This window comes from Pseudoflavitalea rhizosphaerae (genome assembly GCF_003991355.1).
GTDB classification, from domain to species: Bacteria; Bacteroidota; Bacteroidia; order Chitinophagales; family Chitinophagaceae; genus Pseudobacter; species Pseudobacter rhizosphaerae.
In genome coordinates this window covers 1-24,822 of record NZ_RCSU01000009.1, presented here as the reverse complement: position 1 = coordinate 24,822, position 24,822 = coordinate 1, and the positions used below count along the sequence as shown (strand labels likewise).

At 47.3% G+C, this 24,822-nt stretch carries 20 protein-coding genes; 11 read left to right on the top strand and 9 right to left on the bottom strand.

All coding sequences use genetic code 11. The features are described 5' to 3' along the window. The first annotated feature begins 2 nt into the window (after positions 1-2). From D9Y29_RS16000 to D9Y29_RS15990, 3 genes are read left to right on the top strand one after another with little or no spacing between them, the layout of a single operon-like run. Entirely contained in the window at positions 3-1,025 is a 1,023-nt protein-coding gene (locus D9Y29_RS16000) for a sugar kinase (RefSeq protein WP_127129980.1), read from the top strand. Continuing rightward, entirely contained in the window at positions 1,018-1,677 is a 660-nt protein-coding gene (locus D9Y29_RS15995; RefSeq protein ID WP_127129978.1) for a beta/alpha barrel domain-containing protein, read from the top strand. Before D9Y29_RS16000 ends, D9Y29_RS15995 begins: the two co-directional genes overlap by 8 nt. Before the next feature lie 50 nt (positions 1,678-1,727). Beyond that, on the top strand, positions 1,728-3,029 hold the full coding sequence (locus D9Y29_RS15990; RefSeq protein ID WP_127129976.1) for an MFS transporter: 1,302 nt from the start codon (positions 1,728-1,730) through the stop codon (positions 3,027-3,029). Here D9Y29_RS15990 and D9Y29_RS15985 read toward each other — a convergent pair. The 6 genes from D9Y29_RS15985 to D9Y29_RS15960 form a co-directional block, all read right to left on the bottom strand. Then, the gene (locus D9Y29_RS15985) at positions 2,971-3,612 is read right to left on the bottom strand and encodes a Crp/Fnr family transcriptional regulator (protein WP_206513806.1); all 642 of its coding nucleotides are present in this window, start codon (positions 3,610-3,612) and stop codon (positions 2,971-2,973) included. The two genes, D9Y29_RS15990 and D9Y29_RS15985, sit on opposite strands and share 59 nt — an antisense overlap. A 279-nt stretch (positions 3,613-3,891) precedes the next feature. Continuing rightward, a complete protein-coding gene (locus D9Y29_RS15980; protein ID WP_127129974.1) occupies positions 3,892-4,398 on the bottom strand; it encodes a DinB family protein in 507 nt (168 codons plus the stop codon). 83 nt (positions 4,399-4,481) lie between these two features. Continuing rightward, positions 4,482-6,395, bottom strand: coding sequence for a gamma-glutamyltransferase family protein (locus D9Y29_RS15975; protein ID WP_127129972.1), 1,914 nt, complete (start codon positions 6,393-6,395; stop codon positions 4,482-4,484). 37 nt (positions 6,396-6,432) lie between these two features. Continuing rightward, entirely contained in the window at positions 6,433-7,179 is a 747-nt protein-coding gene (locus D9Y29_RS15970) for a PLDc N-terminal domain-containing protein (protein ID WP_127129970.1), read from the bottom strand. 252 nt (positions 7,180-7,431) lie between these two features. Next, positions 7,432-8,166: a LytR/AlgR family response regulator transcription factor gene (locus tag D9Y29_RS15965; protein WP_127129968.1), complete on the bottom strand. Its 735-nt coding sequence runs from the start codon at positions 8,164-8,166 to the stop codon at positions 7,432-7,434. 126 nt (positions 8,167-8,292) lie between these two features. Further along, on the bottom strand, positions 8,293-8,718 hold the full coding sequence (locus D9Y29_RS15960) for an SRPBCC family protein (protein WP_127129966.1): 426 nt from the start codon (positions 8,716-8,718) through the stop codon (positions 8,293-8,295). Positions 8,719-8,915: 197 nt separating this feature from the next. On the opposite strand from D9Y29_RS15960, the gene D9Y29_RS15955 reads away from it, so the two are divergent. From D9Y29_RS15955 to D9Y29_RS15920, 8 genes are all read left to right on the top strand, one after another. Further along, positions 8,916-9,470 (top strand): dihydrofolate reductase family protein, encoded by a 555-nt coding sequence (locus tag D9Y29_RS15955; RefSeq protein WP_127129964.1) that lies wholly within the window; start codon positions 8,916-8,918, stop codon positions 9,468-9,470. 142 nt (positions 9,471-9,612) lie between these two features. After that, positions 9,613-10,200, top strand: coding sequence for an RNA polymerase sigma factor (locus D9Y29_RS15950; protein ID WP_127129962.1), 588 nt, complete (start codon positions 9,613-9,615; stop codon positions 10,198-10,200). A gap of 78 nt (positions 10,201-10,278) precedes the next feature. After that, positions 10,279-11,349 (top strand): FecR family protein, encoded by a 1,071-nt coding sequence (locus D9Y29_RS15945; RefSeq protein ID WP_127129960.1) that lies wholly within the window; start codon positions 10,279-10,281, stop codon positions 11,347-11,349. A gap of 24 nt (positions 11,350-11,373) precedes the next feature. After that, positions 11,374-14,430: a TonB-dependent receptor gene (locus tag D9Y29_RS15940; RefSeq protein ID WP_127129958.1), complete on the top strand. Its 3,057-nt coding sequence runs from the start codon at positions 11,374-11,376 to the stop codon at positions 14,428-14,430. 18 nt (positions 14,431-14,448) lie between these two features. Then, the gene (locus tag D9Y29_RS15935) at positions 14,449-15,648 is read left to right on the top strand and encodes a DUF4876 domain-containing protein (protein ID WP_127129956.1); all 1,200 of its coding nucleotides are present in this window, start codon (positions 14,449-14,451) and stop codon (positions 15,646-15,648) included. 22 nt (positions 15,649-15,670) lie between these two features. Next, a complete protein-coding gene (locus D9Y29_RS15930; RefSeq protein ID WP_127129954.1) occupies positions 15,671-17,221 on the top strand; it encodes a DUF6850 family outer membrane beta-barrel protein in 1,551 nt (516 codons plus the stop codon). A 15-nt stretch (positions 17,222-17,236) separates the two neighbouring features. Next, complete coding sequence (locus D9Y29_RS15925; RefSeq protein WP_127129952.1) at positions 17,237-19,444, top strand: HEAT repeat domain-containing protein; 2,208 nt, start codon at positions 17,237-17,239, stop codon at positions 19,442-19,444. Positions 19,445-19,466: 22 nt separating this feature from the next. Then, complete coding sequence (locus tag D9Y29_RS15920) at positions 19,467-21,695, top strand: HEAT repeat domain-containing protein (protein WP_127129950.1); 2,229 nt, start codon at positions 19,467-19,469, stop codon at positions 21,693-21,695. A gap of 89 nt (positions 21,696-21,784) precedes the next feature. Here D9Y29_RS15920 and D9Y29_RS15915 read toward each other — a convergent pair whose 3' ends face one another. The 3 genes from D9Y29_RS15915 to D9Y29_RS15905 all read right to left on the bottom strand — a co-directional run bounded on the left by D9Y29_RS15915 (position 21,785) and on the right by D9Y29_RS15905 (position 24,152). After that, positions 21,785-22,570: a hypothetical protein gene (locus D9Y29_RS15915; protein ID WP_127129948.1), complete on the bottom strand. Its 786-nt coding sequence runs from the start codon at positions 22,568-22,570 to the stop codon at positions 21,785-21,787. A 136-nt stretch (positions 22,571-22,706) separates the two neighbouring features. Next, positions 22,707-23,639, bottom strand: a complete 933-nt coding sequence (locus D9Y29_RS15910; protein ID WP_127129946.1) for a YihY/virulence factor BrkB family protein — start codon at positions 23,637-23,639, stop codon at positions 22,707-22,709. Between the two features lie 75 nt (positions 23,640-23,714). Next, positions 23,715-24,152, bottom strand: a complete 438-nt coding sequence (locus tag D9Y29_RS15905; RefSeq protein ID WP_127129944.1) for a PepSY-like domain-containing protein — start codon at positions 24,150-24,152, stop codon at positions 23,715-23,717. Between the last annotated feature and the right edge of the window lie 670 nt (positions 24,153-24,822).

Here is a 24,822-nt window from a genome sequence, read left to right as displayed (position 1 = left end):
GTATGAATAAAAAAGTATGTTGTTTTGGCGAACTGCTGTTGCGCCTTTCTCCGGCGCTCAACCGGCAATGGATACACGAAGCATCCATGCCAGTGTTTGTGGGCGGAGCTGAACTGAATGTAGCAACGGCGCTTGCCAAATGGGAAGTGCCGGTGGAATACAGCACAGCCCTGCCGGATAACTACCTTGCGCGCGAGATCTGTGAACATATAGAAGAGAAAGGGATCAGTACAAAACCGGTCCATTTTTCCGGTGAGCGGATCGGAACCTATTATCTTCCCCAGGGAACGGACCTGAAGAACGGAGGTGTGATCTATGATCGCGCTTATTCCTCCTTCGGTTCACTCAAGCCGGGAATGATCGACTGGGACGAAGTATTACGCGATGCCCGCTGGTTCCATTTCAGCGCTATCAGTCCGGCGCTCACAGAGCAGGTAGCTGCTGTATGCCGCGAAGGCGCCGCAGCTGCTGCTGCCAAAGGCATTACAGTCAGCATCGATCTCAATCATCGTGCAAGTTTGTGGAAATATGGAAAGAAACCAGTGGAAGTGATGCCTTCGCTGGTAGAGTACTGTGATGTAGTGATGGGCAATATCTGGGCCGCCAATTCATTGCTCGGCATTCCTGTAGATCATGAGATCCACCTGCATGGCAGCAAACAGGATCTTTTGGAACATGCCGGCAAAACTGCGCTCGCCATCCACAAACAATTCCCCAAAGTAAAAACGATCGCCAATACATTCCGCTTCGATCAGGGTGATGGCGGTATTCTTTATTACGCATCACTGGATACAGCGGGGCATCAGCATCATTCAGCAGAACTGGTAGCATCCAAAATAGTAGACAAAGTAGGAAGCGGTGATTGCTTCATGGCCGGTCTCATTTACGGGCTTTATCACCGTCATGATCCGCAGGAAGTGATTGATACCGCTGCGGCTGCGGCTTTCGGCAAACTCATGGAGAAAGGCGATGCCACCAGCCAGGATATGGAAACCATTAAAAAAAGAATCAGCGCACATGGATAAAAACAAACTGATCAGGAAGACGATCACAGAACAGGGTCTTATCCCTTTATATTTTCATCCGGATCCCGATACCTGCATCGGCGTAATGAAAGCTCTCTACGCAGGTGGCGTGAGGGTAGTGGAGTTCACCAACCGTGGTGCGGCTGCGCAGGAGAATTTTGAAGCGATGCTGAAAGTTCGCGACAAGGAATGCAAAGACCTGTTGCTCGGCATCGGCACCATCAAAACGAAAAAAGATGCGAAAGCCTTCATCAAATCCGGCGCTGATTTCATTATTGCACCTGGTATGATCGAAGAAGTGGCGGAGACCGTTCACAAGGAAGAAATGCTTTGGATCCCCGGTTGTATGACCACCACCGAGATCATCAAAGCAGAACAGGCCGGCGCATCGCTGGTCAAACTCTTTCCCGGTAATCTGCTGGGGCCCGGTTTCATGAGCGCTATCCGCGAACTGTTCCCTGATCTGCTCTTTATGCCTACCGGTGGAGTGGAGGCAGAGAAAGAAAATTTGACTGCCTGGTTCAAATCCGGCGTAAGCGCCGTGGGCATGGGCAGCAAACTGATCACGAGATCTGTACTTGAGGATAAAAAATATGATGAGCTCACAGCAGCCGCCAGCGCTGCATTACAGCTTATCAAAGAGGTAAGATAAACAGGTAATCTTCATCTTTTCATTCAACACAACCAAAACCCTGAACGATCATGCAGCAAGTCATAGGAAAATACAGGTGGACGATCTGTACGCTCATTTTTTTCGCCACTACCATCAACTATCTGGACAGACAGGTGATCAGCCTTGTGAAAGGCTATGTGGAAACAGAATTCAAATGGACTGAAATTGATTATGCCAACCTGACCGTAGCATTTCAGCTTTCCTATGCGATTGCGATGATGTTCATCGGTCGCCTGATAGATAAGCTCGGCACCAAGATGGGATATGCCGTATCCCTGATCGCCTGGAGCATTGCGGCTATTGGCCACGGTTTCATCAGCAGCACCGGCGGCTTCTTTGTGGCCCGCGCAGCGCTGGGCGTTACCGAAGCTGGTAACTTTCCCGCCGCCATCAAAACCACGGCCGAGTGGTTCCCTAAAAAAGAAAGGTCACTCGCAACTGGTATCTTCAATTCCGGTTCCAATATCGGCGCCATCATTGCGCCACTTACTGTGCCCTTCATTGCAGAAGCATTGAACTGGCGTATGGCATTCGTGATCACCGGTGCTGTAGGGTTGATCTGGCTGATCTTCTGGTTCTGGTTGTACGAAATACCTGCGCGCAGCAAACGTTTAGGCAAAGCCGAATTCGATTATATCCACAGTGATGAAGATGAAAAAGCGGAACAAACAGAAGCGAATGCCGCAAAGAAAATTTCCTGGGGACAATTGCTGGGCTATCGTCAGACCTGGGCTTTTGCACTTGGTAAATTCTTGACAGACGGCATCTGGTGGTTCTATCTTTTCTGGCTTCCTGATTTCCTGAAGAAACAATACGATCTCACCAATACAGATATTGCTGTACCGGTAGCCATCGTTTACACTATTGCAGCTATCGGCAGCATTTTCGGTGGATGGGTGCCTGGTAATCTCATCAAAAAGAACTGGCCTGTATTCAAAGCCAGGAAAACTTCCATGTTCATTTATGCGCTCTGTGTATTGCCTGTAATGCTGGCGCAGTACCTAGGATCATTCGGTATGTGGTATGCTGTGCTGATCATTGGTCTGGCGGCAGCGGCACACCAGGCATGGAGCGCTAATATCTTCACTACTGTATCTGATATGTTCCCCAAGAGAGCGGTGGCCAGCATCACCGGTATCGGTGGTATGGCAGGTGGTCTCGGCGGCATCCTGATTGCCAAGTGCGCAGGTTACCTGTTCGAATATTACAAAGGACAGGGAGATATCACGGTGGGTTATATGATCATGTTCGTGATCTGCGGTCTGGCCTATCTTACAGCATGGCTAGTGATGCACCTGCTGGTTCCGAGAATGAAGCGAGTAACGCTATAAAACTGGAATAACGGCTTCCTGTCTGACCGGCGCGTATACGGCTCAACGTTACCTGTGTAACTCCCAGGTAAGAAGCGATATAACCAAGTTGTACACGACGGATCAGTTGCGGGTTCTTTTCCAGCAAGAGTTGGTAACGGACTGCAGCGGGAAGGCTTTGCTGCATCATGAAGGTTTGTTCCGTTCTCACCAGTTCAAACTCTGCTAGTTTGCGGCCCCAGTTCGCGATCTCGATATTGGTAGTGAATAATTCCTGGAGTTTGTTGAGGGAAATGGAATACAATACAGCATCTTCCAGCAATTCTATTGTTTCATAACCGGGTTTGTTGGCAATATAGCTATAGTAACTCATGGCAACATCGCCTTCAATGCCGAACCAGAAAGTAAATTCCTTATTGTCTCTCATGGAGAATGCGCGTGCAATACCCTTTTCGATAATGTAAAGCTGTGAACCTGTTCTGCCTTCCTTGAACAACTGATGACCTTTGGGAAGATTAACCTGTTCCAGGTGGGAAACAAATAAATGCATGGCGTCTGCAGAGAGCGGGTAAACCGATTGTATTTTATGTAAAACGTTTTTCAATGTAACCGCATGAACATGTTTTTCCCGGCGGACGCCGAGTTTGTTCACGGGCCGCAATATAGGGTAGTTACATTAAAACCGTCTTAACAATGGCCGAGCAGCCAATAGAAAAAGATAAAGAGTAAAATCGTTCCAACGCAGCCTCCGCCCCATTTCCAGGCTGCGGCGCCTGCCAGTAAAGTACGAAGCCAGTTTTGCATAACAGTACTGTTTTATGATGAAATTAACATGGTCCATCTAAAAAATCGTGCCATTGCAAAACCGGCTCCGGACTGAATATCAAAATTGGAACCCTTCCATTTCATCTGCACTGGGTCCGTAACTGCCGGGAATGGCAATATCCAAAAGGCGGAGGTAAACGCCTAACTGGGCACGGTGATGGGTTGTTTGGTTAAGGCTCATACGGATCACTTCACCTTTCGATTCGGCACTGTAAATATTGGCGCCGCTGCGGAGCGTCCAGATCGGAAGCAGGTCATTATCCGTTGCTTTCTCCAGTTCTGTCCTTCCTTTTTGCAGTTGCTCATCAAAGAAATTCAGAAGGTCCTGCGTATTGCCAACTGTCGGGTACGTGTAAGGGTTATTTTCAAAATCAAGCTCACTGGTGGTCAGAGCCATATGCGTCCAGCCGGGTAATTCCGCCACATGCGAGGCCAGTTGTTTCAGGCTCATGCTCTTGGGATGCGGCTTCCAGTCGTATTTGTCTTCAGGCACCAGCGCCAGGAATTTGCGGGTGGTAGCTGCTTCGTTATTCAGTTCTGTAAGGAGTGTTTTTGCGTGGTACATAGTTGTTTGTTTTAATGATACAAACCTACCAGCGCAGAGTGACAGCCTTATGTCAGCAGCCTTCTGAAAAGTAAAAAAATATTTTACCAGCCGATCCCATAGTCTTCCCCATGATTGGAACTGCCGCCCCAGAAACTGCCGTGTTCCCAGTCGAACCAGATAGCGTTGATCGGTCCGCTGGTCCTGTCGTCGAAGCTGAGGGTGTAACCCATTTGCTTCAGCGCGTTGCGAACGGGTTCCGGTGTGGTATTCTTCAGCAGGAGATGACCAGCGCGAGGCTGCCTGTCTTTTTCCTTTGTTCCTCCCAATGAGAGCCAGAGTTGATTGCTGTTGATATTGGCAGCTTCTGCTGCCTGCTGAACAGTCATGCCGAATTCCACCATATTCAAAAAGAACTGTAATAAATTCTGGTCCTGCGTATCGCCTCCCTGCACCGCGAATGATAAGTATGGTTTTCCATTTTTCAATGCGAGTGTAGGCGTGAGCGTTACCCTGGGGCGTTTGCCTGGTTCCACCACATTGAATGGATTGAGTTCCGGATTGGTCACAAAGCTTTGCATGCGCTGGCTCATGCCAACACCGGTTTTTCCGGCAATGCAGGCCGGCACCCAGCCGCCGCTGGGTGTGATGCTCACTACCCAGCCGCTTTCATCGGCTGCTTCCACGCTGGTGGTGCCACGCCAGAGGCGGTCGTGGTACAGTGAATCTTCCAGCTCACTATAATGGATATACGCAGAACTGTTCCTCACATCATGTGAAGGCATGAACTGCGGATTGGAGCGATTGGTGGTATCGATCAGTAGTCCTCTTTTTTTGAGCAGCTCAAGGTATGGGTTCGATTTTCCTTCGAAAGGGTAGGGATCACCTGGGCCTGCCGTCGCATCATTCTTATCGGCGCTGATCAGACCGGCACGCTGGCGCGCATACGCTTTAGATAACAGTCCCTTCATGGGTTCTTCCGGAGGGAAATAAGGATCGCCATAATAGAAATCACGATCGGCAAAACTGAGGTTCATAGCCTGGTATACGGTATGGATGTATTCCGCGGAATTGTATCCCATCTTTTTAAGATCGAAGTTTTCCAGGATGTTGAGCGCCTGCAACATCATAGGGCCCTGCGTCCATTGGGAGAGTTTGTAAACATCGATGCCTTTGTAATTGGTATGAAGCGGTTCTTCTTCATGGACCTTATAACCGGCGAGGTCCTGCAGGGTGATCAAACCGCCCTGTTCCTGGCAACCTCTTACGAATTCTTTCGCGATATCGCCTTTATAGAATCTGGTAGCGGCAGCGTAGATCGCTTCTTTTCTATTCTTCCTTTGTTTGAGCGCTTCCTCTTCTGCCTGCACCATTTTTTTGAGTGTTTCCAACAAATCTTTCTGAATGAAGATCTCACCGGCTTGCGGCGCTTCCCTTTTTTCCCCGGGATGAGTAAGGAAGACTGCTTTGGAGTAAGGCCATTCTTTGATGCGTGCTTTGCCGCGTTCGATGCTATTGGCGGTCTGCGCTTCTATGGGATAACCTGCTGCCAGTTCCATGGCGGGCGCCAGCACTTGTTTCAGGCTCATGGTTCCGTATTCTGCCAGCATATGACAGAGACCTGCAGGCGTTCCCGGCGTAACGGCGGCCTGTGGCCCGAACTCAGGAGGAAAATCAAGTCCCTGCGATTTGAAATGCGCGGCGGTGGCGCCGGTGGGGGCTACGCCCAGCGCATTGATGCCGATCACTTTTTTTGTTTTGGGATTGTAGATGAGGGCCTGTGTTTCGCCACCCCAGCTGAGCACATCCCACATGGTGCAGGTGGCGGCCAGCATGGCGCAGGCTGCATCGATGGCGTTGCCGCCTTTCTGAAAGATCATACTTCCGGCAGTGGCCGCCAGGGGCTTGCCGGTAATGGCCATCCAGTGTTTGCCATGAAGCGGAGGCTTCTGTGTCTGTTGTGCAGCAACAGTCAATACAACTGCCAGCAGGCAGCCGGTGAATAGCAGATGTTTCATGATGGTTAAGATACCAAAAAAAACGCCCGACTTGTGGTCAGGCGGTCAATTTCTTGAGGGCGTCTCTGCTTAACTGGAACCATTCCCGGTAACTGGCTTTTTCCCGGGCGCTCAGGTGGGTGGATTCGTGCAGGATCTGGTTGAACTGTTGAATGGCCTCTTCTTTCCTTTCAGCTTTTTCCAGGAAGATGCCGTAATTATAACGGGCTTCGTAATTGGCGAACTGTCCGTTCATTTGTTTGAATTCCTTTTCCGCTTTTTCTTCCTCACCACAATAGGCCAGGCTTAATGCATAAATAACATGTACGCGGGATTTGGCGAATTGCGGAAGATTGACAATTTTGGAAGCCATGCTCACTACATCTTCAAACCGGTTGAGAGCAAAATAGGCGAGCGACAATTGACCACACACATGTTCATTCTCCGTGAATGCGCCGGTAAGACTGCCTTCATAGAGCTTCACGGCCTTATCGGTCTGTTTATTGGCCAGGTAGGCATCTGCGAGGGCGATGCGGTTATTGAAAGTATCGGAGAAGCGTAGCCGCTCTTCGAGTTTGGAGATCTGTCCACCGGGATTCAGTACGCTGGATAAATTCGTCTGTACATTCTGTACATGACGTCGGTTGAACATTTCTGTAAAAATGTAAATCAGTGAACCGATCACCGGCAGGAAAACGATCAGCCAGATCCATTTCTGGTGCAGGTTCCTGCGGAGGGCATGGACCACGCAAATGGCCTGTAAACCGATCACGATATAGTAATAATAGTTGTTTTCGAAAAACATGCCGCAAAGAAAGAAAGTTTTTTCGCTTTTTGCAAATAGCGATGGAGTGGCAGGGGCCGACAAAAAAGGTCGGGTGTGGCCAGTCGCTCGCCTCCGGCGAGTGACTTCTAATTGTTCGCCTCCGGCGAACACTGCGTCGCCGGAGGCGACTGAATACAAGTCACTCGCCGGAGGCGAGCGACTGGCACTCCAAAATAAAATCCCGCTCCAAAAAGAAACGGGAATCTAAAACCGACCCTGGTCCAAAATATCTTATTCGCCCAGCCAGCGTTTGAATTCACCTGCCTTATCCCGGCTCACGATAATTTCTTTTTCGAATGGCGTGTTCAGCACCAGTTTCACTCTTCCTCCAAAATAGGAATACATTTCACGGATATCATCGAAAGCCACAATGGTGGCCCGGTTCACGCGAAAGAATTTCTGCGGATCGAGCAAACACTGATTGAGTGTTTCAATGGAATGCTGAAGAATATATTTCTTGTTGTCTTTCGTTTTGATGAAGTTGAGTCTGCCTTCCGCAAAGAAAACAGCGATATCTTCCGCCCGCACGGAGATCAGTTTCTCCCTTGTTCTCACGAGGAACCTGCTTTGGAATTGTTTGCCTGGTCCATAATTGCGATGACTGGTTACTGCTTGCGTTTCGGGTTCATTCAGGTCCAGGATGCTTTTGGCCAGTTGCACATGCTGCAGTTTAGACGGTAATGCATCCTGTTGTTCAAATTTGCGGAGGCTGGTATGCTTGTAGGAATTGGTGAAAAGAAGCGGACTGCTGAGATGTCCTTCCTGCAGATAACGCATGGCGCGGTTGTTGAGCTGGAGAATATCAACCAGCAACAGGTCAGGCTCACTGTTCATTTTCAGGTAACGGACGAACTCGAAAAAATCAGTGAAATGATCGATGCTTTCCGGACGTTCTTTCAACTGCAGCATGTCTTCACGCAGGCGGCTGGCGATGTTGACTTCTTCTTCGATGATGACTACTTTCATAGTATGTATGTTAACGATGCAAAAGTAGTTTCTGCCGGCCCGGCGCCAATAGCATAATCATGCTAACCAATGAAAAGGGGCCTGCACCCAGCGGTGAAGCCCCTTTGAAAAATATGGCCGGGAATATTAGTGAGATTCCACGTATGCTTTGAAATTGTCCAGTATTCCCTGCCATCCTGCGCGTTGCATTTCTTCTGAATTCATGTTTTCCGGGTCGAATGTTTCTGTAACCAAAACACCATTACCGGCGGTTTCAAAAACCACTTTCACTTTTCTGCCGTCGGCCATAGTGTATTCGATGAGTTTGTTTTCTTCAATGGTAGTATAAGTGCCTTCAAAGTCGAAACCCATACTGCCGTCTTTGGCTTCCATTCTCGTTTTGAATTTGCCGCCAACGCGCAGATCGTTCTCGGAACTTGGCGTATGCCAGTCGGGATGACCTGTAGCCCATTCTACGATCGCTTTGGGATCATTGAATTGCTTCCATGCTTTTTCTACGCTGCCGTTGATGGTTGCCTGAACTGTTATTGCTTTTTGATTGATCGTTTCCATATTTGTTGTTTTATTGATTTACTGTTTTTGATTATGACACAAACTTAGTGCGCCTTTGCCAAACCGGCCGAGTGTGATCGCGACTTTCATGAGGCGTTTTTGCGTCAAGCATGCCGCAGGCCGGTATTATTGGGTATTTTTATTGTACATGCACCTGGCTGCTGTATTGCATTGATAATATTTTCAAACCTTTCATTATGCGTAAACTTTCGGTTTTCAATTTTATCACCCTCAATGGATTTTTTGAAGGACCAGGCGGAGATATAAGCTGGAACATTCATGATACGGAAGAAGCAGATCATGCAAAATCAGGACTGCAGGCTGATAATATCTTGCTCTTTGGTAGAAGGACCTGGCAGATGATGGCTGGTTTCTGGCCCACGCCTATGGCAATGGAACAAATGCCTGAAGTGGCAGAAGGAATGAACAAAGCGGAGAAGATCGTTTTCTCCAATACCCTCAAAGAAGCAAACTGGAAGAATAGCCGGATCATTGGTGGCGATATAGGCAAAGTGGTCCGGGAGCTGAAAGCAACCCCAGGGAAAGACCTGACCATTCTTGGAAGCGGCAGCATTGTAACACAATTCACGGATCTTGGGCTGATCGATGCCTGGCAGATCATGATCAATCCCGTTGCGCTGGGAAATGGCACACCTGTTTTTCATGGTATAAAAAACAAGCTTGATCTGAAACTCGTGAACAGTTCCATCAAAAAGAATGGCCTGGTTGTATTGGATTATCTGCCAGCCTGAATAAATCTTCCCTGTATCCACTGGATAATTTTTATATATTTATACCTACCAGCCGTTTTCAAAAACCTTTCCCTAACGCACAACTATTTTTCCCGATCGCTACTGAAACCGGCTCCTGAACTTGGTAAAATTGCAGGAAGAAATGAACCAGGAATTAACGGATACATTGGCAGATGCCACTCGTTGGGAACTTTTCCTCCAGGGAAATGAGCAGGCTTTCGAGCAGCTCTATCGGCGCTATTACCCTGTTTTGTTCAATTACGGTTTCCGTGTAACAACCGATCAAAGTCTTACCAGGGAAGCCATTCAGCAACTTTTTGTGAAATTATGGACTAACCGTGCAGGTCTTTCAGCCACCCCGCATGTGAAACAATACCTCTTCAAAGCATTCAGGAACCATCTGTTTTCCCTGCAGGAAAAATACAGGAAAGAATTATCGGTTGATGAAGATGAGATCAACCTGGTGCAGGATTCACGCGAAGAAAAGATCATCCGGCTGGAAACAGCTCATCATAATGCACAAAAGCTGCAGGAAATGCTGAGCACCCTTACGCCCCGCCAGAAAGAAGCCATCCAGCTCCGCTTTTTCAGTAATCTCTCTTACGAAGAAATCGCCGATATCTTGGAAATGCAGGTTGGAGGTACCTACAAACTCATCTACCGGGCCCTCGAAAAACTGCGTGAAAGCACACCAATTTTCTTCATGATCTGCTACTGGCTCTGCTACTAAAAAATAATTATTAAATTTTTGGGATAATTATCGTCCCATCACTGTATTTCTATTAGAGGACCTTATTCCGGAACTTTTATGAGTATGTCTGAACAGCAATATGCAAACTGGGGTGTGGCCGAATTCATGGCGGATCCCGCATTTCAGGACTGGGTCAGTGGAACAGGTGATACCGTGGCGCTGCTTGCACACTGGAAAAAGGTACAACAACGTTATCCTGAACTGCAATCCGTAATGGAAGAAGCCGCTGGCCTGATTCGCGAACTGCGTCCGAAAAAAATATTGCAGGACCCGGAAGGGGAACGGCTGGTCTGGAAAGCCATCCGCGAAGTGATGAAGAGCGAAAAATCACAGCCGGCTACTTCCTCCGCAAAGCTTATCCGCTGGCCTGCTGTAGCCGCAGTAGTATTGATGATGCTGGGAGTGGCCGCACTGGTGATCTGGTTGCACCATACACAGCATGCAGGTAACGCCCAGGTTTCGGAAACAACAGACAACCGTGGCGCCTTCCGCCTGATCAGCCTGCCGGACTCCTCCAAAGTGATGCTTGGTGCCAATTCCAATATCAGGTATAATGAAAAATGGAATAGTAAAAAAAAGCGAGAAGTCTGGCTGAAAGGAGATGCTCATTTTGAAGTGAAACATTTCAACAGGAACGAATCCGCAATCAATGATAACGAAAAGTTCCTGGTTCATGTGAACGATCAACTGGAAATTGAAGTGCTTGGCACAGTGTTCAATGTGTGGAACAGGAATGGAAAAACAGAAGTGGAGCTCGAATCAGGAAAAGTGAAACTCCGTATGAAAGGGTCGGCAAAAGAAATGTTGCTGAAACCCGGAGAAGTAGCCACCATCAACGGTTCATCGTTACAACTCAATCAGGAGAAATCAGACCTGGTGCTGCAAGGCCCGGACCATGATAAACTGTATAATCTTAACAACACATCGGTTGCCGAAATAATCGATCTCATTACAAAGACCTATGGAAAGAAAGTGATGGTGGATGATACCACCCTGCTTTCCCGGAAGATCGATGGTGTATTGCCGCTTTGCCATGAAAAAGACCTGTTGTTTGCGCTCTCGGGTATCCTCGATATCCGCGTAAGACAAACAGATGCCCGGACCTGGGTGTTTAGTACGGCTGAATAAACCCAATATATCAAACAGCTATGCATGCGTAGAAAACTAATTTTTCTGCTGGTACTCCTATGCGGGGTAACGGCAGGCTTTGCACAGTCCTCAGAGAAATCTTTGAAAGAAGCCCTGGACCTGTTAACGAAAGAAAAGAAGACCCGTTTCATTTTTGAAAGGTCTGTAGTGGAAGGGCTCCGCGTCAATTATAACTGGAGCGATGTAAAAAGCAAAAAAGCACAGGATGTGCTCAATGAATTATTATCCCAGGTTGGATTGTTCTCCCTTCCCGTAGGCAATAATTATTATGCAATAAGAAAATCCAAAAAACCGGCGGAGAACAAAAGTACTAGCAACCAGCCCAACACTTTAATTCTCAAAACAGGTGCGCGGGAAGATTCCGTAAAACCTGTCAGGGGCAGTGCCGTTACAGTACTGCGGGGAGTGGTAAGGGAAAGAGGCTCCAATAAGCCCGTAGAAGGCGCTACTATTGAATTATCACCCTACGGTCTGTTTGCGGTTACCGGAAAGGATGGCGCTTATATTTTCAATGATGCACCTGTGGCGCGAGTACACCTTTCCGTTAGTGGGTTGAGCATGATCAGGGAAGACAGGGATATCAACCTGGCTGATCCGCGGGAACGTATCCAGATTTTTCAACTCGGCACCAACGCGCTCGGACTGAAAGAAGTAACGGTGGTAGCCAAAGAGAACAGGCATGGCGCCACTTCATCCACCATCTCCAAAACAGCCATAGAGCACCTGCAAGCCGTGAGCCTCTCGGATGTAATGCAATTGTTGCCTGGTGGTATCGCCACCAATCCCGATCTCAATGGACCCAACCAGTTTGCTATCCGGCAGATAAAACCTGATAATATGGGCAGCCTTGGCACTTCCATCGTCATCAATGGCGCACCTATCTCCAATAACGCCAACCTGCAGGCCATCAATACCAGCACCGGCGGCACCAATGCCAGCTTTGCCACTTCCAGCGGCGGCGGTCTGGACCTTCGTCAGTTCTCCACCAACAATATCGAATCGGTGGAAGTGATCAGGGGCCTGCCTTCTGTAGAACACGGCGATCTCACTTCAGGCGCATTGATCATTAAAACCAAGGCCGGCATAGAGCCCTTGTCTATCAAGGCAAGGATCAATCCGCGTATCACGCAAGTCTCCGGCAGCAAAGGTTTCGGCATCGGTAAGAATGGGGATGCCCTGCGCGCAGACCTCGATTATACACGCTCCTTCGATGATCAGCGCTTCGAATACAGGGGCTACCACAGGCTCACCGGTAGTTTGCTGTACACAAAAAAAATCGGCCAGGTAAAACCATTCACTACCAATACGGGATTCACTTATTCCATGAACCTGGATGAACAGAAACTGGACCCAGATGATAAAAGAACACAGGCCGTCACAAAAGCGCAGGACTACAATTTTCGTTTCAATTCCGAAGGCAGATGGGACATCGGGAAAAAGTTCGCGCGTCAGTTGCAATACAATGTGATGGTGAATTACACACAACAGAAAGGATTTCAGCAGCAGCTTATTTCAGGGGCCATTTATCCACTTTCCACTGAAATGGAAAACGTGACAAAAGAAGGTCAGTTTGTTCCTTCAGAATATCTCTCGCAGGTTTGGATCGATGGAAAACCGCTCAATGTTTTTGCAAAGATCACCAATACATTTTCTCTCCGCGGCAAATGGCTCAATCATCGCGTATTGATGGGAGCTGACTGGAAAACCGATGCGAATTTTGGCAATGGAAAAACTTATGATCTGAGCAGGCCTCCACGCATGCAGGGCGGAAATGGCTTCAGGCCCAGGTCTTACAAAGATATTCCTGTGATGAACCAACTCGCCTTCTTTGCAGAAGATATGATGATCGCCAATGTACTGGGAAAACGCATGTCGCTCCAGGCAGGGATCCGGTTCGATAATATTCAACCAACCGGTATCTGGACCACAAAAAAGAATACTGTGGCTGCACCGCGTTTTAACTGGAGCTATGAAGTGATGAGAAACCTCACGCTCCGCGCAGGATGGGGCATCACCGCCAAAGCGCCCACCTTACTCTATCTGTATCCGCAGAATGCGTATTTCGATCTCGTGAATTACAACAGGTACTCATCCAACCCTGATGAATCGCTCGTTTATCTGACCACCAGGGTATTCAATACAGAGAACCCTGATCTGCGAGTGATGAAAACGAATAAAGCCGAAGTTGGATTCGACCTGAGCCTGGGAAAGAAAAAAAGGCTTACAGTGATGGCCTATCATGAGAAAACAAACAATGGATATGATTTCGATTACTCCTTCAATAGTGTGAAGATAATTCCCCTGGAAATGTACAAGACCATTTCCACCACACCCGGGCAAAAACCGGAAGTGAATACCAACACAGACAGCTTTGTGAACTACATCGCGGATTACATGATGCCGCTGAACTTCATCACCAATACCAACAGGGGGATCGAATTTGATTTCGATATGGGCCGGATCGATGCTATCCGAACTTCCTTTGTATTGAATGGAGCATACATGCAATCCAAATCCGTGACAACAGATTACACCATCTTGAAGAAGCAGAATGGTGGCCGCGATCCCGAGCGCATCGCAGTTTTTGATAAAGGACGTGGTAAAAAGAATGAACGATTCAATTCCACCCTGCGCATCATCCATAATATCCCTGAGTTCAGATTTGTGGTATCGCTGGCCATTCAGACCATCTGGATGGAGCGGGAGCGGAATATCGGCTACGACTCCGTTGCTATCGGCTATATCTCAAGGGCTACCGGTGATTTTCGCCTGCTGGACAAAGCAGAACGTGATGCATTGTACACTGGGCCTAATACAACCTCCCGGGCCGAATTGGTGGAAAGCTTTGCTGAAGGATTTCATAATGTGGAAAAATGGAAACCTGTCTGGCTCTTCAATCTTCGTCTCTCAAAAGAGATCGGGACAAATTTCAGTTTTGCCTTCTTCGCCAATAATGTGTTCAGCCACCAGCCCCTGGTGCGCAATACGAGGTACACTACCAATTATTCAAGAAGAAATCCTGATCTGTTCTTTGGTACAGAAGTCACCATCAAATTGTAAACTATCAACAGTAAGTTCATGAAAAGGACTCATCTTATATATATCGCAACAGTGCTGCTGTTACTGGGAGCTTGCCGTAAGGCGTACAAAGATTTGCCCGCTGTGAGCAGTGCCATTGCAACTACTTATCCCGATCATTTTTCCAAAAGGGAAGCTGGTAATGTAACGGTCACCATCACCAATATCAATACCGGTCAGGTGATAGAAGTACTGACAGATGAAAATGGAAAAGTGGATGTGCCCGGTCTGATCAGTGGCACCTATACAGCGCTGGCAACAAAAATGATCTCTGAAGAAGAAGCGCTTGAGCTGATCGGCACTGCTGTCAGTTTTCCGGTGAATGGCTCTTCCAGGTTCATCGTACGGGAAGGGGCGCCCGAAGAAGTGATACCACTCAATGGCAGCAACCCGAAACCGCTTGTGTTCAAGGAAATTTATTATACGGGTTCAAGAACACCTGCCAATGGAGCTTATTTCTCCGATCAGTTCTATGAGATCTACAACAATACAGATCGTGTGATCTATGCCGATAGTCTCTGTATCGGCAATACCGGCGGCAGTTCCGGGCAAACACCCACTGGCAGGACCTGGGGATTCAGACCTGACCAGCAGTTCGTGTATCTTCAGAATGTGTGGATGATCCCTGGTAACGGTCATGACCACCCGATCCAGCCCGGCGAATCCATTGTGATTGCACAGGATGGGATCGATCATCAGACCGATCCGCTGGGTAATGAGAAATCTCCCGTAAATCTCGGAACAGCATATGCTCAATGGGAAAGTTATGTGCCACGCGCCGATAACCGCGATCTCGATGCCGATGTTCCCAACCTCCAGGCCATATATCTCGGTAGCGTGGGCTTCGACTGGCTCACACCTGTATTCGGACCGGGCATGGTGATCTTCAAACACAGGGATGTTGCCAACCTCCCATTGTTCACGGAACCCGGTACTGTCAGCGCTTCCCAATTCATGCAAGTGCCCATCGATAGTGTATATGATGCCGTGGATTGTCTTGCCAACTCAACAGCCGGCAATTTCAAAAGGGTCCCCGATGCACTGGACGCAGGTTTCAAATCCTGCTCCGGTACTTATGTGGGAGAAGGGATCCGCCGTCGCGTTGCACGCATAGAAAATGGCCGGAGAGTGTTGCAGGACCTCAACAATTCCACGATCGATTTTGATATGGTAAAGCCTCCTGTTGTAAGACACCAGTAACCATCCCCTTAAAACCAAGTTTATGTTGAAACGAATCATATACCTGCTTCCACTTTTCTGCAGCACTGCAGTAATTGCACAGGATACACTGAGTACCGTCAATGGAAAGCTGCAGGTGGCGCCATTGCGGAATCCATGGCTCAGTTCACAAAATGCTGCAGGTCTTTCTGTGCTGCCGGTACCATCAATTGGCAGAACTTATATCGGCGGAGCTATCGGGGACGGAGACCTGAAAAGACCTCAGCAACCAACTACTGCGAGGGATTTTCATTTTGTTTCTGAAAGATACCAGTCGTTACAAAATGCTTCCTTCTACGGAAAATTTTCTTTCCATCAGAAATGGGATGATGACATCAGGTGGTCTGATGTAATGGACCCCTACAGGCGTAACCCCTATGTGGTGGCCGATTCGATGGGAGGCGACTGGAAAAAACAATTGTATGACCTGGAACTGAAAGCCTCCACTCCGGTTACTGATAGCCGTAAGCTTTTCCTTGGCGCAGGCATCCGCTATAAAGTAGGCACCGGCGCCAGGCAAAATGATCCACGTCCACTTGCCTATACCAATGATATCACACTCAACCCTTCTTTGATCTGGGCTGCTTCCAACTCACTGAAACTGGGCTTAACCGGTAACTTCAATTTCTACAAAGAAAAACTCAGTTTTGCCACCAGCAACTATGATGATATCCATTACAGGTACAGGCTTGCAGGGCTCGGGTATTATTACCGCGACCAGACCGTTTCCGAAACCCGGTATTATTCCGGTAAAACTTTCGGCGGTTCAGTACAGCTACAGTGGGAAAAAGAGAATTTCCGTCTCCTCTTCGACGCAGGTTATTCCAACAGGAAAGAAGATGCGGAAGACGGTACCGTGCAGCCAAGGACATACGGAGATTTTACAGAACAGCAATACCATGGAACTCTCAATGCTACGCTGCTTACAGGTTCTTTCTCCCATCAGTGGGAAGCCAGTTGGAAAACATTCGATGGAGATGGAAGGGACAATCATTATGGTGATGCGATAGGGAAGGAGCCGCCGCCACTCGTGAACTCAGAAATTCTCAGCACTACTTTCTACAATGAAGGAGCATTCCATTACCGTTGGATAAAAGACAGGTTCCAGGATGATTTTAAATGGATAGTTCAGGCATCCGTTATCTATTCAGGTATGGATAACCGTTATCATAATCCGAGATCGAGGAATACAGTGGATGCAAATGAATACAGGTTGTCATTTACACGAAACCTTGTGTTTGCCGATAATAAGAACTTCATCTGGAGCGCCAATATCGCACTGCGCGATTGCTTCAATCATTATATCGATTTTGTGCCCTCCGGACTGCAATCCAATATTGTGGTAGATGGCTTGCTGAACCCCGACCAGGAATGGCTTTCATCCGATATGTTCAAAGCCGGACTGTCGGCCGAATACCGTTTTCCCCTGAAACGTGGTTCAGAAACCTCTTTGTTTGTAAAAGCGGAAGGGAATATCTGGAAACGCATCAATGCCAGCCAGCTGGGCAACGCGTCCAGGAATTTTGCCTGCCTTACCATTGGCATGACCTATTAAATCCACTGAACCTTAATGAAACACCTGTTTAAACTTTTGCTCGGGTCCGTACCCTTTTTCTTTCAGCAGGCGGCTGCACAGCAGTTGCTTGCCCGGCCCCTGAGAACAGATGCTGTGATAGCCGTTATAACTGATGAAGAAGTAGCGGCATCACCATCTTTCCGTCAGTATTGCCAGATGCTGGAATCCAAAGAGGCGCTGGGCGTTTACGCTGTGGCCGCAAATTGGAAAGACCCTGATCATGTGCGTAATACGTTGATGGATATCCGAAAAAAATACCCGGCTCTTGAAGGGATGGTGCTGATCGGTAATGTGCCCGTTGCCATGGTCCGCAATGCACAGCATATGACCACTGCCTTCAAAATGGATGAGATCAAATTCGATCGTAAACAATCCTCCGTTGCAAGCGACAGGTTCTATGATGATGTAGACCTGAAGTTCAGGGCCATTGGGCAGGACGATAAGAACCCGCTCTGGTTCTATTATGAACTGGATGAGTCGTCGCCGCAGTCCATTCGCTCCGACCTTTATTCCGGCAGGATCATGAGCCATGCCTCCGGTGCTGCACGTGTGCTGGAGATCAGCCGTTTCCTGGATAAGGCTGTGGCCGCACGCAACACGAAGAACCCGCTTGACCAGATGATCGCATTTACAGGCGGTGCTTACAACTCGGAAAGCATTACTTCCTGGATGCATGAGCAACACGCATTGCAGGAATCATTACCTGCTGTGTTCAGGAATGCGAACGGTTATCGCGCTTTGCATTTTTCCATGGACCAGAAAATGAAATACAGGTTGTTCAGTGAAATACAACGACCCGGTCTCGATCTCACCATTTTTACTGAACATGGAGATATCGAAAAACAATACATCAATAATCCTCCTTCAGGAGATGATATGGATTTTTCACTGTCTTATATCAGGCAATACCTCCGCAGTTCCCTGCGAAGGGCTGCTCAGAAAGGACAGGATATAGAACAGGCAACAATAGCCCTGATCAAAAAATACGGTGTGCCTCTTGACTGGTTCGATGGCGCTCTCGATAATGATTCGCTCCGGATTGCCGATTCTATTTTTGCAGCTTCCGGTAATATCTACAGCAGCGAAATTGCCAATATAAAGCCTGCAAGCAGGATCGTGATCTTCAATGCCTGCTACAACGGTTCTTTTCATCATCCTGATAATATCTCCGCAGCATATCTTTTCGGTGATGGACAAACGCTGGTGGCTCATGGCAATACTACCAATGTATTGCAAGACAAATGGACCATCGAACATATCGGTCTCCTGGAGCATGGCGCCAGGGCAGGGCAATGGAGCAGGATCATCAATACACTTGAGTCATCCCTGAATGGCGATCCTACTTACCATTTCGATCATGCGCAATCCGCATCCATCAATAAAATGCTGGCAGCCACACGATCGCCGGGATACTGGAAAGAACAGCTGAGGAAAAAAGATATCGTATGGCAAATGGTGGCTATGAGAAGAATGTTCGAAGCTGACGCCAAAGAATATGCGCCGATTTTCAGGAAGATCTACGATACTGCATCCAGCCGTAACCTGAGAATGGAAGCGCTGCGCCTGCTCAGCCTCACCGGTGATGCCAACTACCTGGCTGTGGCGGGAAAGGCCCTGCATGATCCTTATGAGCTGGTTCGACGCAAATCCGCCGAATGGATCGCCAAAGCCGGGCATGATCAATTTATCCCGCAACTGCTGGACCTGCTCATCGCTTTTCCTGATGATGCCAGGACCAACTGGACTGCCGGTCGCGCGCTCTCTGTATTAAACAGCGATGAGTTGCTGAAACAAATCGAAGTGAAGAAAGCAGCCTTAAGTTTTGAATACGATAACCAGGGAAAGTATGAAGAGCTGCTAAAACTGGCGCTTAATGGTAAACGTGACGCAGCAGAAACCCTGAATGGTATTCTCAATAAAAACGCAACAGAGCAGGCCAGGGTCCAGAAAGTAAGATTGCTGCGCAATATGTACTACCATCAGCTGATCCCTCAATTGTTGCCGGTAATTGCTGATGCGTCAGAACCCGTGGAACTGAGAAAGAATATTATCGAAGCGCTTGGCTGGTTTTCCAATTCCTATAACAAAACCCTGATCATCGATGCCTGCAGGAAACTGACTGCATCCAATGATATACCTGGAGTATTGAAGGCAGAAGCCATTCAAACCATTGGTCGTTTACAATCCTGGATTTTGCCCTGATGAAAATAAAACAGAACAAAAAATGATGAGTAAAAGAATTTCCATCCCTGTACTGAGCATCTGCTTTGCACTTGGTACAATCAATGCTGAAGCCCAGCAGATCGAAAAGCCCGGCATCGCCAGCCCTACCAGCTTTGCCATAGTGATTGATGCCGGAACTTACGGTAGTGTAAAGAATGAGATCATAGCTTATAAAAAAGCTGTAGAGAAAGAAGGTCTAGGTACTTATATCGTATCCCATAACTGGTCGAAACCGGATGAGATCAGAACTGTGTTGCAAAAACTGTATGCGCAGTCGCCCAAACTGGAAGGCGCTGTACTGGTAGGCGATATTCCTGTTCCCATGGTCCGCGATGCGCAGCATATGACCTCTGCATTCAAAATGGACCAGCGCAGGAATTGGAAATCATCCAGTGTTCCTTCTGACAGATACTATGATGATTTTGATCTTCAATTCAATTTTTTGAAACAGGATTCCGCACAAAAGAACCTGTTCTATTATGCACTCAGCCCTACTTCGCCGCAGCGCATCGAAATGGATATTTATACCGCACGTATCAAACCACCGGTTCAGAAAGGTGAAAATGCTGTAGAAAAGATCCGCGCTTACCTGAACAAGGTAGTGGCTGAAAAAAGCAAGATCAATCCCCTGAACGATTTCTTCGTGTATACCGGTCATGGTTATAATTCGGAATCGCTCAATGCCTGGGCAGGAGAGCAGATCTCATTGCGCGAACAGTTCCCTGATCTTTTCAAACCTGGAAACACCATCAAGTTCATGAACTTCAGAATGGATATGCATATGAAGTTCACACTGATGAACGAGATCCAGCGTGAGGAATTGGATATGGCCATCTTCCATGATCATGGTTCTGATGATGTGCAGTTGTTGAGCGGTTATCCTTATGTGAGCAATCCTCAGCCGAGTATCGAAAATATCAGAAGATACCTGCGCAGCAAAGTGCGCGCAGCAGCGGAAAGAAAAGGTGGAGATGTGGAAAAAACGAAAAAAGGATTCACGGAAAGTCTTGGTGTGCCGATGGCATGGATGGATGATGCGTTTGTGGATTCTGTGAAGATCGCTGATTCCATTTTCGACGCCAGTACAGACTTCGCTATACCTGATATCCGTAATGTACAACCGAATGCGAGGTTCGTGATGGTGGATGCCTGTCTTACCGGATCATTGCATCTCGATGATTATATGGCGGGATACTATCCATTCAACAACGGTAAAACCATCGTGGCGCTTGCCAACAGCGTTGGTGTGCTGCAGGACCTCTGGCCAGACGAGATGCTTGGATTGTTGCAATACAATGTCAGGACCGGCAACTGGATGAAACATGTGGCCTACCTGGAAACTCATCTTTTTGGTGATCCAACTTTCCGTTTCGCCGGCAATAAATCCATCGATCTGAACAAAGCCATTGTGCTGCAAAAGAACAATGCCGCTTACTGGGAAACATTACTGAATCATCCTTCTGCAGACGTTCAGTGTCTGGCTATGGAAAAAATATTCCGTATCAAAGGTGTTGCTGCGTCTGCTATGCTTCGTAATAAATACTTTCAGTCAAATTACGGCGTAGTACGAATGGAAGCTTTGAAATGTCTTGCGCAGATCAATAACGCCGACTTCAAAACTGTACTGCTGGCCGGTTGCAATGATCCCTATGAGTTTGTACGCCGCCAGGCAGCTTACCTGCTTAGCGATATTGGCAGCGAAGAAATGATTGTTCCTGCGGTAGAATTGTATATCAATGATGGTCACTCGAAGCGCGTTGCAGGTAAGGCAAAGGATGCCCTGGATTTCATGGATACGAGAAAAGTGAAAGAAATGCTACCCTCCATCTATGCAAAACATACACACCTGCATAATGGAAAAGAAGAATTGGAATACCTGCTGAAACAACAGGATTATACAGCCTTCAAGATCAATCGTGATATGAAAGTGGTGATGGACAAATCCAAACCCGTGAAAGAAAGATTGGCCGAGATCACCATTTTCAGGAACTATAATTACCATTCTGAAGTGCCGAAGCTGATCAGCCTGGCTATTGATCCCGCAGAAGACCTTAGTGTCAGGACCACCGTGGTGGAAGCATTGGGATGGTTCTTCCATTCTTACCAGAAAGAGAGAATCGTATCCATGTGCAATGAGCTGATGGCTGGCAGCAGCACTCCTGAAGTGCTGAAATTACAGGCGGAAAAAACGCGCAGGATATTGAAAGAACACAATCTGAGTATGAAATAATAGGAAAAATGTAAGGCTTTATCAATGGCTTGCAATGAAAACGGGAGCGTCCGCGTAGGTGCTCCCGTTCTTTATTATTAGTTGATAAGTTATCTCCCTAGCCTGTAATTCACTCCGAAATGCAGGCTGAGCACTCTTGTTCCGGCATTCATTTGTACATAACCGGTAGTATTCAGGTGAGACAGGTGAATGGTTTGAGAAAAATAGGCAGGATGAAGCCTGTTGCCGGATTGGTAACTTCTCAGCGTATGGAGGTTCATGATGTAGGCGGCTTTATATCCGAGCAGCCAGCTTTTGCCAACATCGCCGAGGATCTCTGTATTCAATCCCCAGGTAAAATAATGATCTCTTTTATCTACATAACGAACTGCTGAGTCCGGAAGTTTATTCCTGAATTTGTAATAATCGCCAAACTCCTGCTGATACGATAACTCTGCTCCGAGAACACGCCATTCTCCTTTTCTGAATGGACTCACTACATTGATGCCTCCGGAACCACCAACCGCTCCGAAGAAATGATCGCCCTGTTTGAAATAAGGAGAAGTCTGCAGATCTCCATCGATATCCTTGTTATAATTCACGCGATACTGTCCTACAGTAGCATTCAGGCCATAATATCCCTGGAAATTGCCAAAGTTGTGGCTCCTGAACAAACTGGCATTGCCGCCAAAATACGTGTCCCTCAACCTGTGATTGGCAAAGCCCGGGAAAAAATTGCCGCCAATATAAGTGGCAGACCCGATACTGTCTGAGTGCATCGGGATGGTTTTGTAGGATGCATTATTGCTGTGCATCGGACTTTGAAAATAGGATTCAGAAACGCAGCCTGTGAGGAATAGGGAAAATAGACAAAGCAGGGTAAAGGAATTTCGCATGGCAGGGTTTTAGCAGTGGACAAAGCCTTCTGTATTTTCGTTGCATACTTGGAAGGTTTGCTGAATTTGATTTTCTCCGCAATATTATCATAGTTATCCGCTAAACCGAACAGTTATTTGTAAATAATAAACGGCATTAATTTTTCAGTTCTTTCTTCCCCAAACCGGTTGAATGAGCTGCATCGGTTTTGACAGCCACATCGGTTGGTTTTACGCGCATGCCGGAACATTTACTCCACTCCCTCGTGAACTCTGCGCCAAACAACAGGATAAGCCCGGAATAAGAAACCCAGAGCATAATGAGTATCACACTACCTGCTGCTCCATAAGCAGTACCGGGATTGCTGGTGCCGAAATACAATCCCAATGCAAATTTCGCTATCACAAATAATACAGAGGTCAGGAGCGCGCCGGGGACAACTGCTTTCCAGCTGATCTTAATATCCGGAAGGTATTTGAACATAGCTGCAAATAGAAAAGTGATGAACGTGATGGAAAAGGCGAGGTCCAGTATTTTGAAAATCACCAGGAATGATTCTGATAAATAGCCAGCCACCCAGGAGCTCAGCACATTGAGCAGGGTAGATAATAATAAAGATACCAGCAACATGAAGCCCATCGCTAATATCAGCCCAAATGAGAAGAGACGATCGCGGATCAGTTTCAGGAACTTCCCTTTCGGCTTTGGTTTGATCTCCCAGATATTATTGAAGATCTGCTGCACACTCACAAATACACCCGTGGCGCCGAAAAGGAGAGTGACAATCCCCAGCACCGAAGCGATCCAGGTATCTTTCGTTTTGCTGGCCATAGCCACAACATTCTGAATGTACTGGGCGGCATCCTGTCCGATCAGCCCTCCCAGCTCACGGGTCAGCTGATTGGTAACCGCTTCGCGGCCCAGGAAATAACCGGCCACATTGATCATCACTACTAATAAGCCCGGAAGGGAGAATATGGTATAATAAGATATGACAGCGCTGCTGGCAAAAGGCATACGATTGTTCCACTCCTTGAATGTGTTCTTCAGGCAACCTGGTAATTTTCGTAAAGTATCTTTAAGCCCCATATGAATGACTATGGTATAGTCATCTGGGTTAAAAAACAATACCGCCCGCTTTGCTGGGGAGGATGGTACCCAAACCTAATAGCCCTTACTATTATCCAGTTTTCCCTCTTTGGTGAATACCAGTTTGAGGTCCTGCGGCTGGCCATTCAATTCTACCTGGTAATAAACATGACCTCTTCTGGCGATCCTCTCTACATCATCGATCCTGTAGTTTGGATATTGTTGACGGATGGCTTGCTTTACTGCGGCCGGGAGTTGCGATTGCGGAATGTCATTCTTATATACGATGAGTTTGCCATTGCTTTCGAAAAGGGCCTTATGGTCCGCTCTTTTCACATTGAATTCAGCCTCATATAGATTCCCTTTCTTTTCCCATTCTACTTTGGAGGTATTGGGGAAATAACTGCTGAAGCTTTTGGTTATTGCCGGTGGAACTTGTGCAGCAGGTATGTGCTGACTGAAGGAGGGGTGAGAAAACAACAAGGACAGGAATATCAGCATTGCGGTTTTCATAACTATGGTTTTATACTCTACAATATACGTTGTTTAAGGGAGAGAGCGAAGATGAGAAAGGGGGATGAGCTTCATAATATATATGTATACCAGGGAAATAGGATTATTTTGAGAATAATTGCAATTTATTTGTTGGAATGAATGAAATACTGTTATCTTTGCAACCCGTTAAAAAACAGGGAGTTCTTTAAATGATTGGTAAGATGGAAACCGGAAAGAAAACCGGATTTATTTCAAAATAAATTTGGTGAGTATATTCAGACGGCCTACCTTCGCAACCCATTTAAAAACAAGCAGTTCTTTGTAGATTTCAGGGTTGACCCGCAGCAGGGAAGATGAAAAAAAGTGATAGAAAAATTTGGTGAGTATTTGAAAAGCATCTACCTTTGCAACCCGTTCAAAATCAAAGCAATGGCGATGATGAGACGGAAAGGGGAAAGAAAAAAAGGTGGTAAAAAAGTGAAGAAAGATTTGGATGAGAAGAGATAGCCACTTACCTTTGCAACCCGTTGAGAAACAGCAAGTTCTTTCAGGTATTGGTTAGTTGAAAAGTCGATGGAAATCGAAAAATAAGCTGACAGAATATTTGGTAAGTATACTGCGGTCCCTTACCTTTGCACCCCGCTCGCAAGAGAGGCGGTTTGAAAAGGAAAAAGTAGGGCCGAAAGAT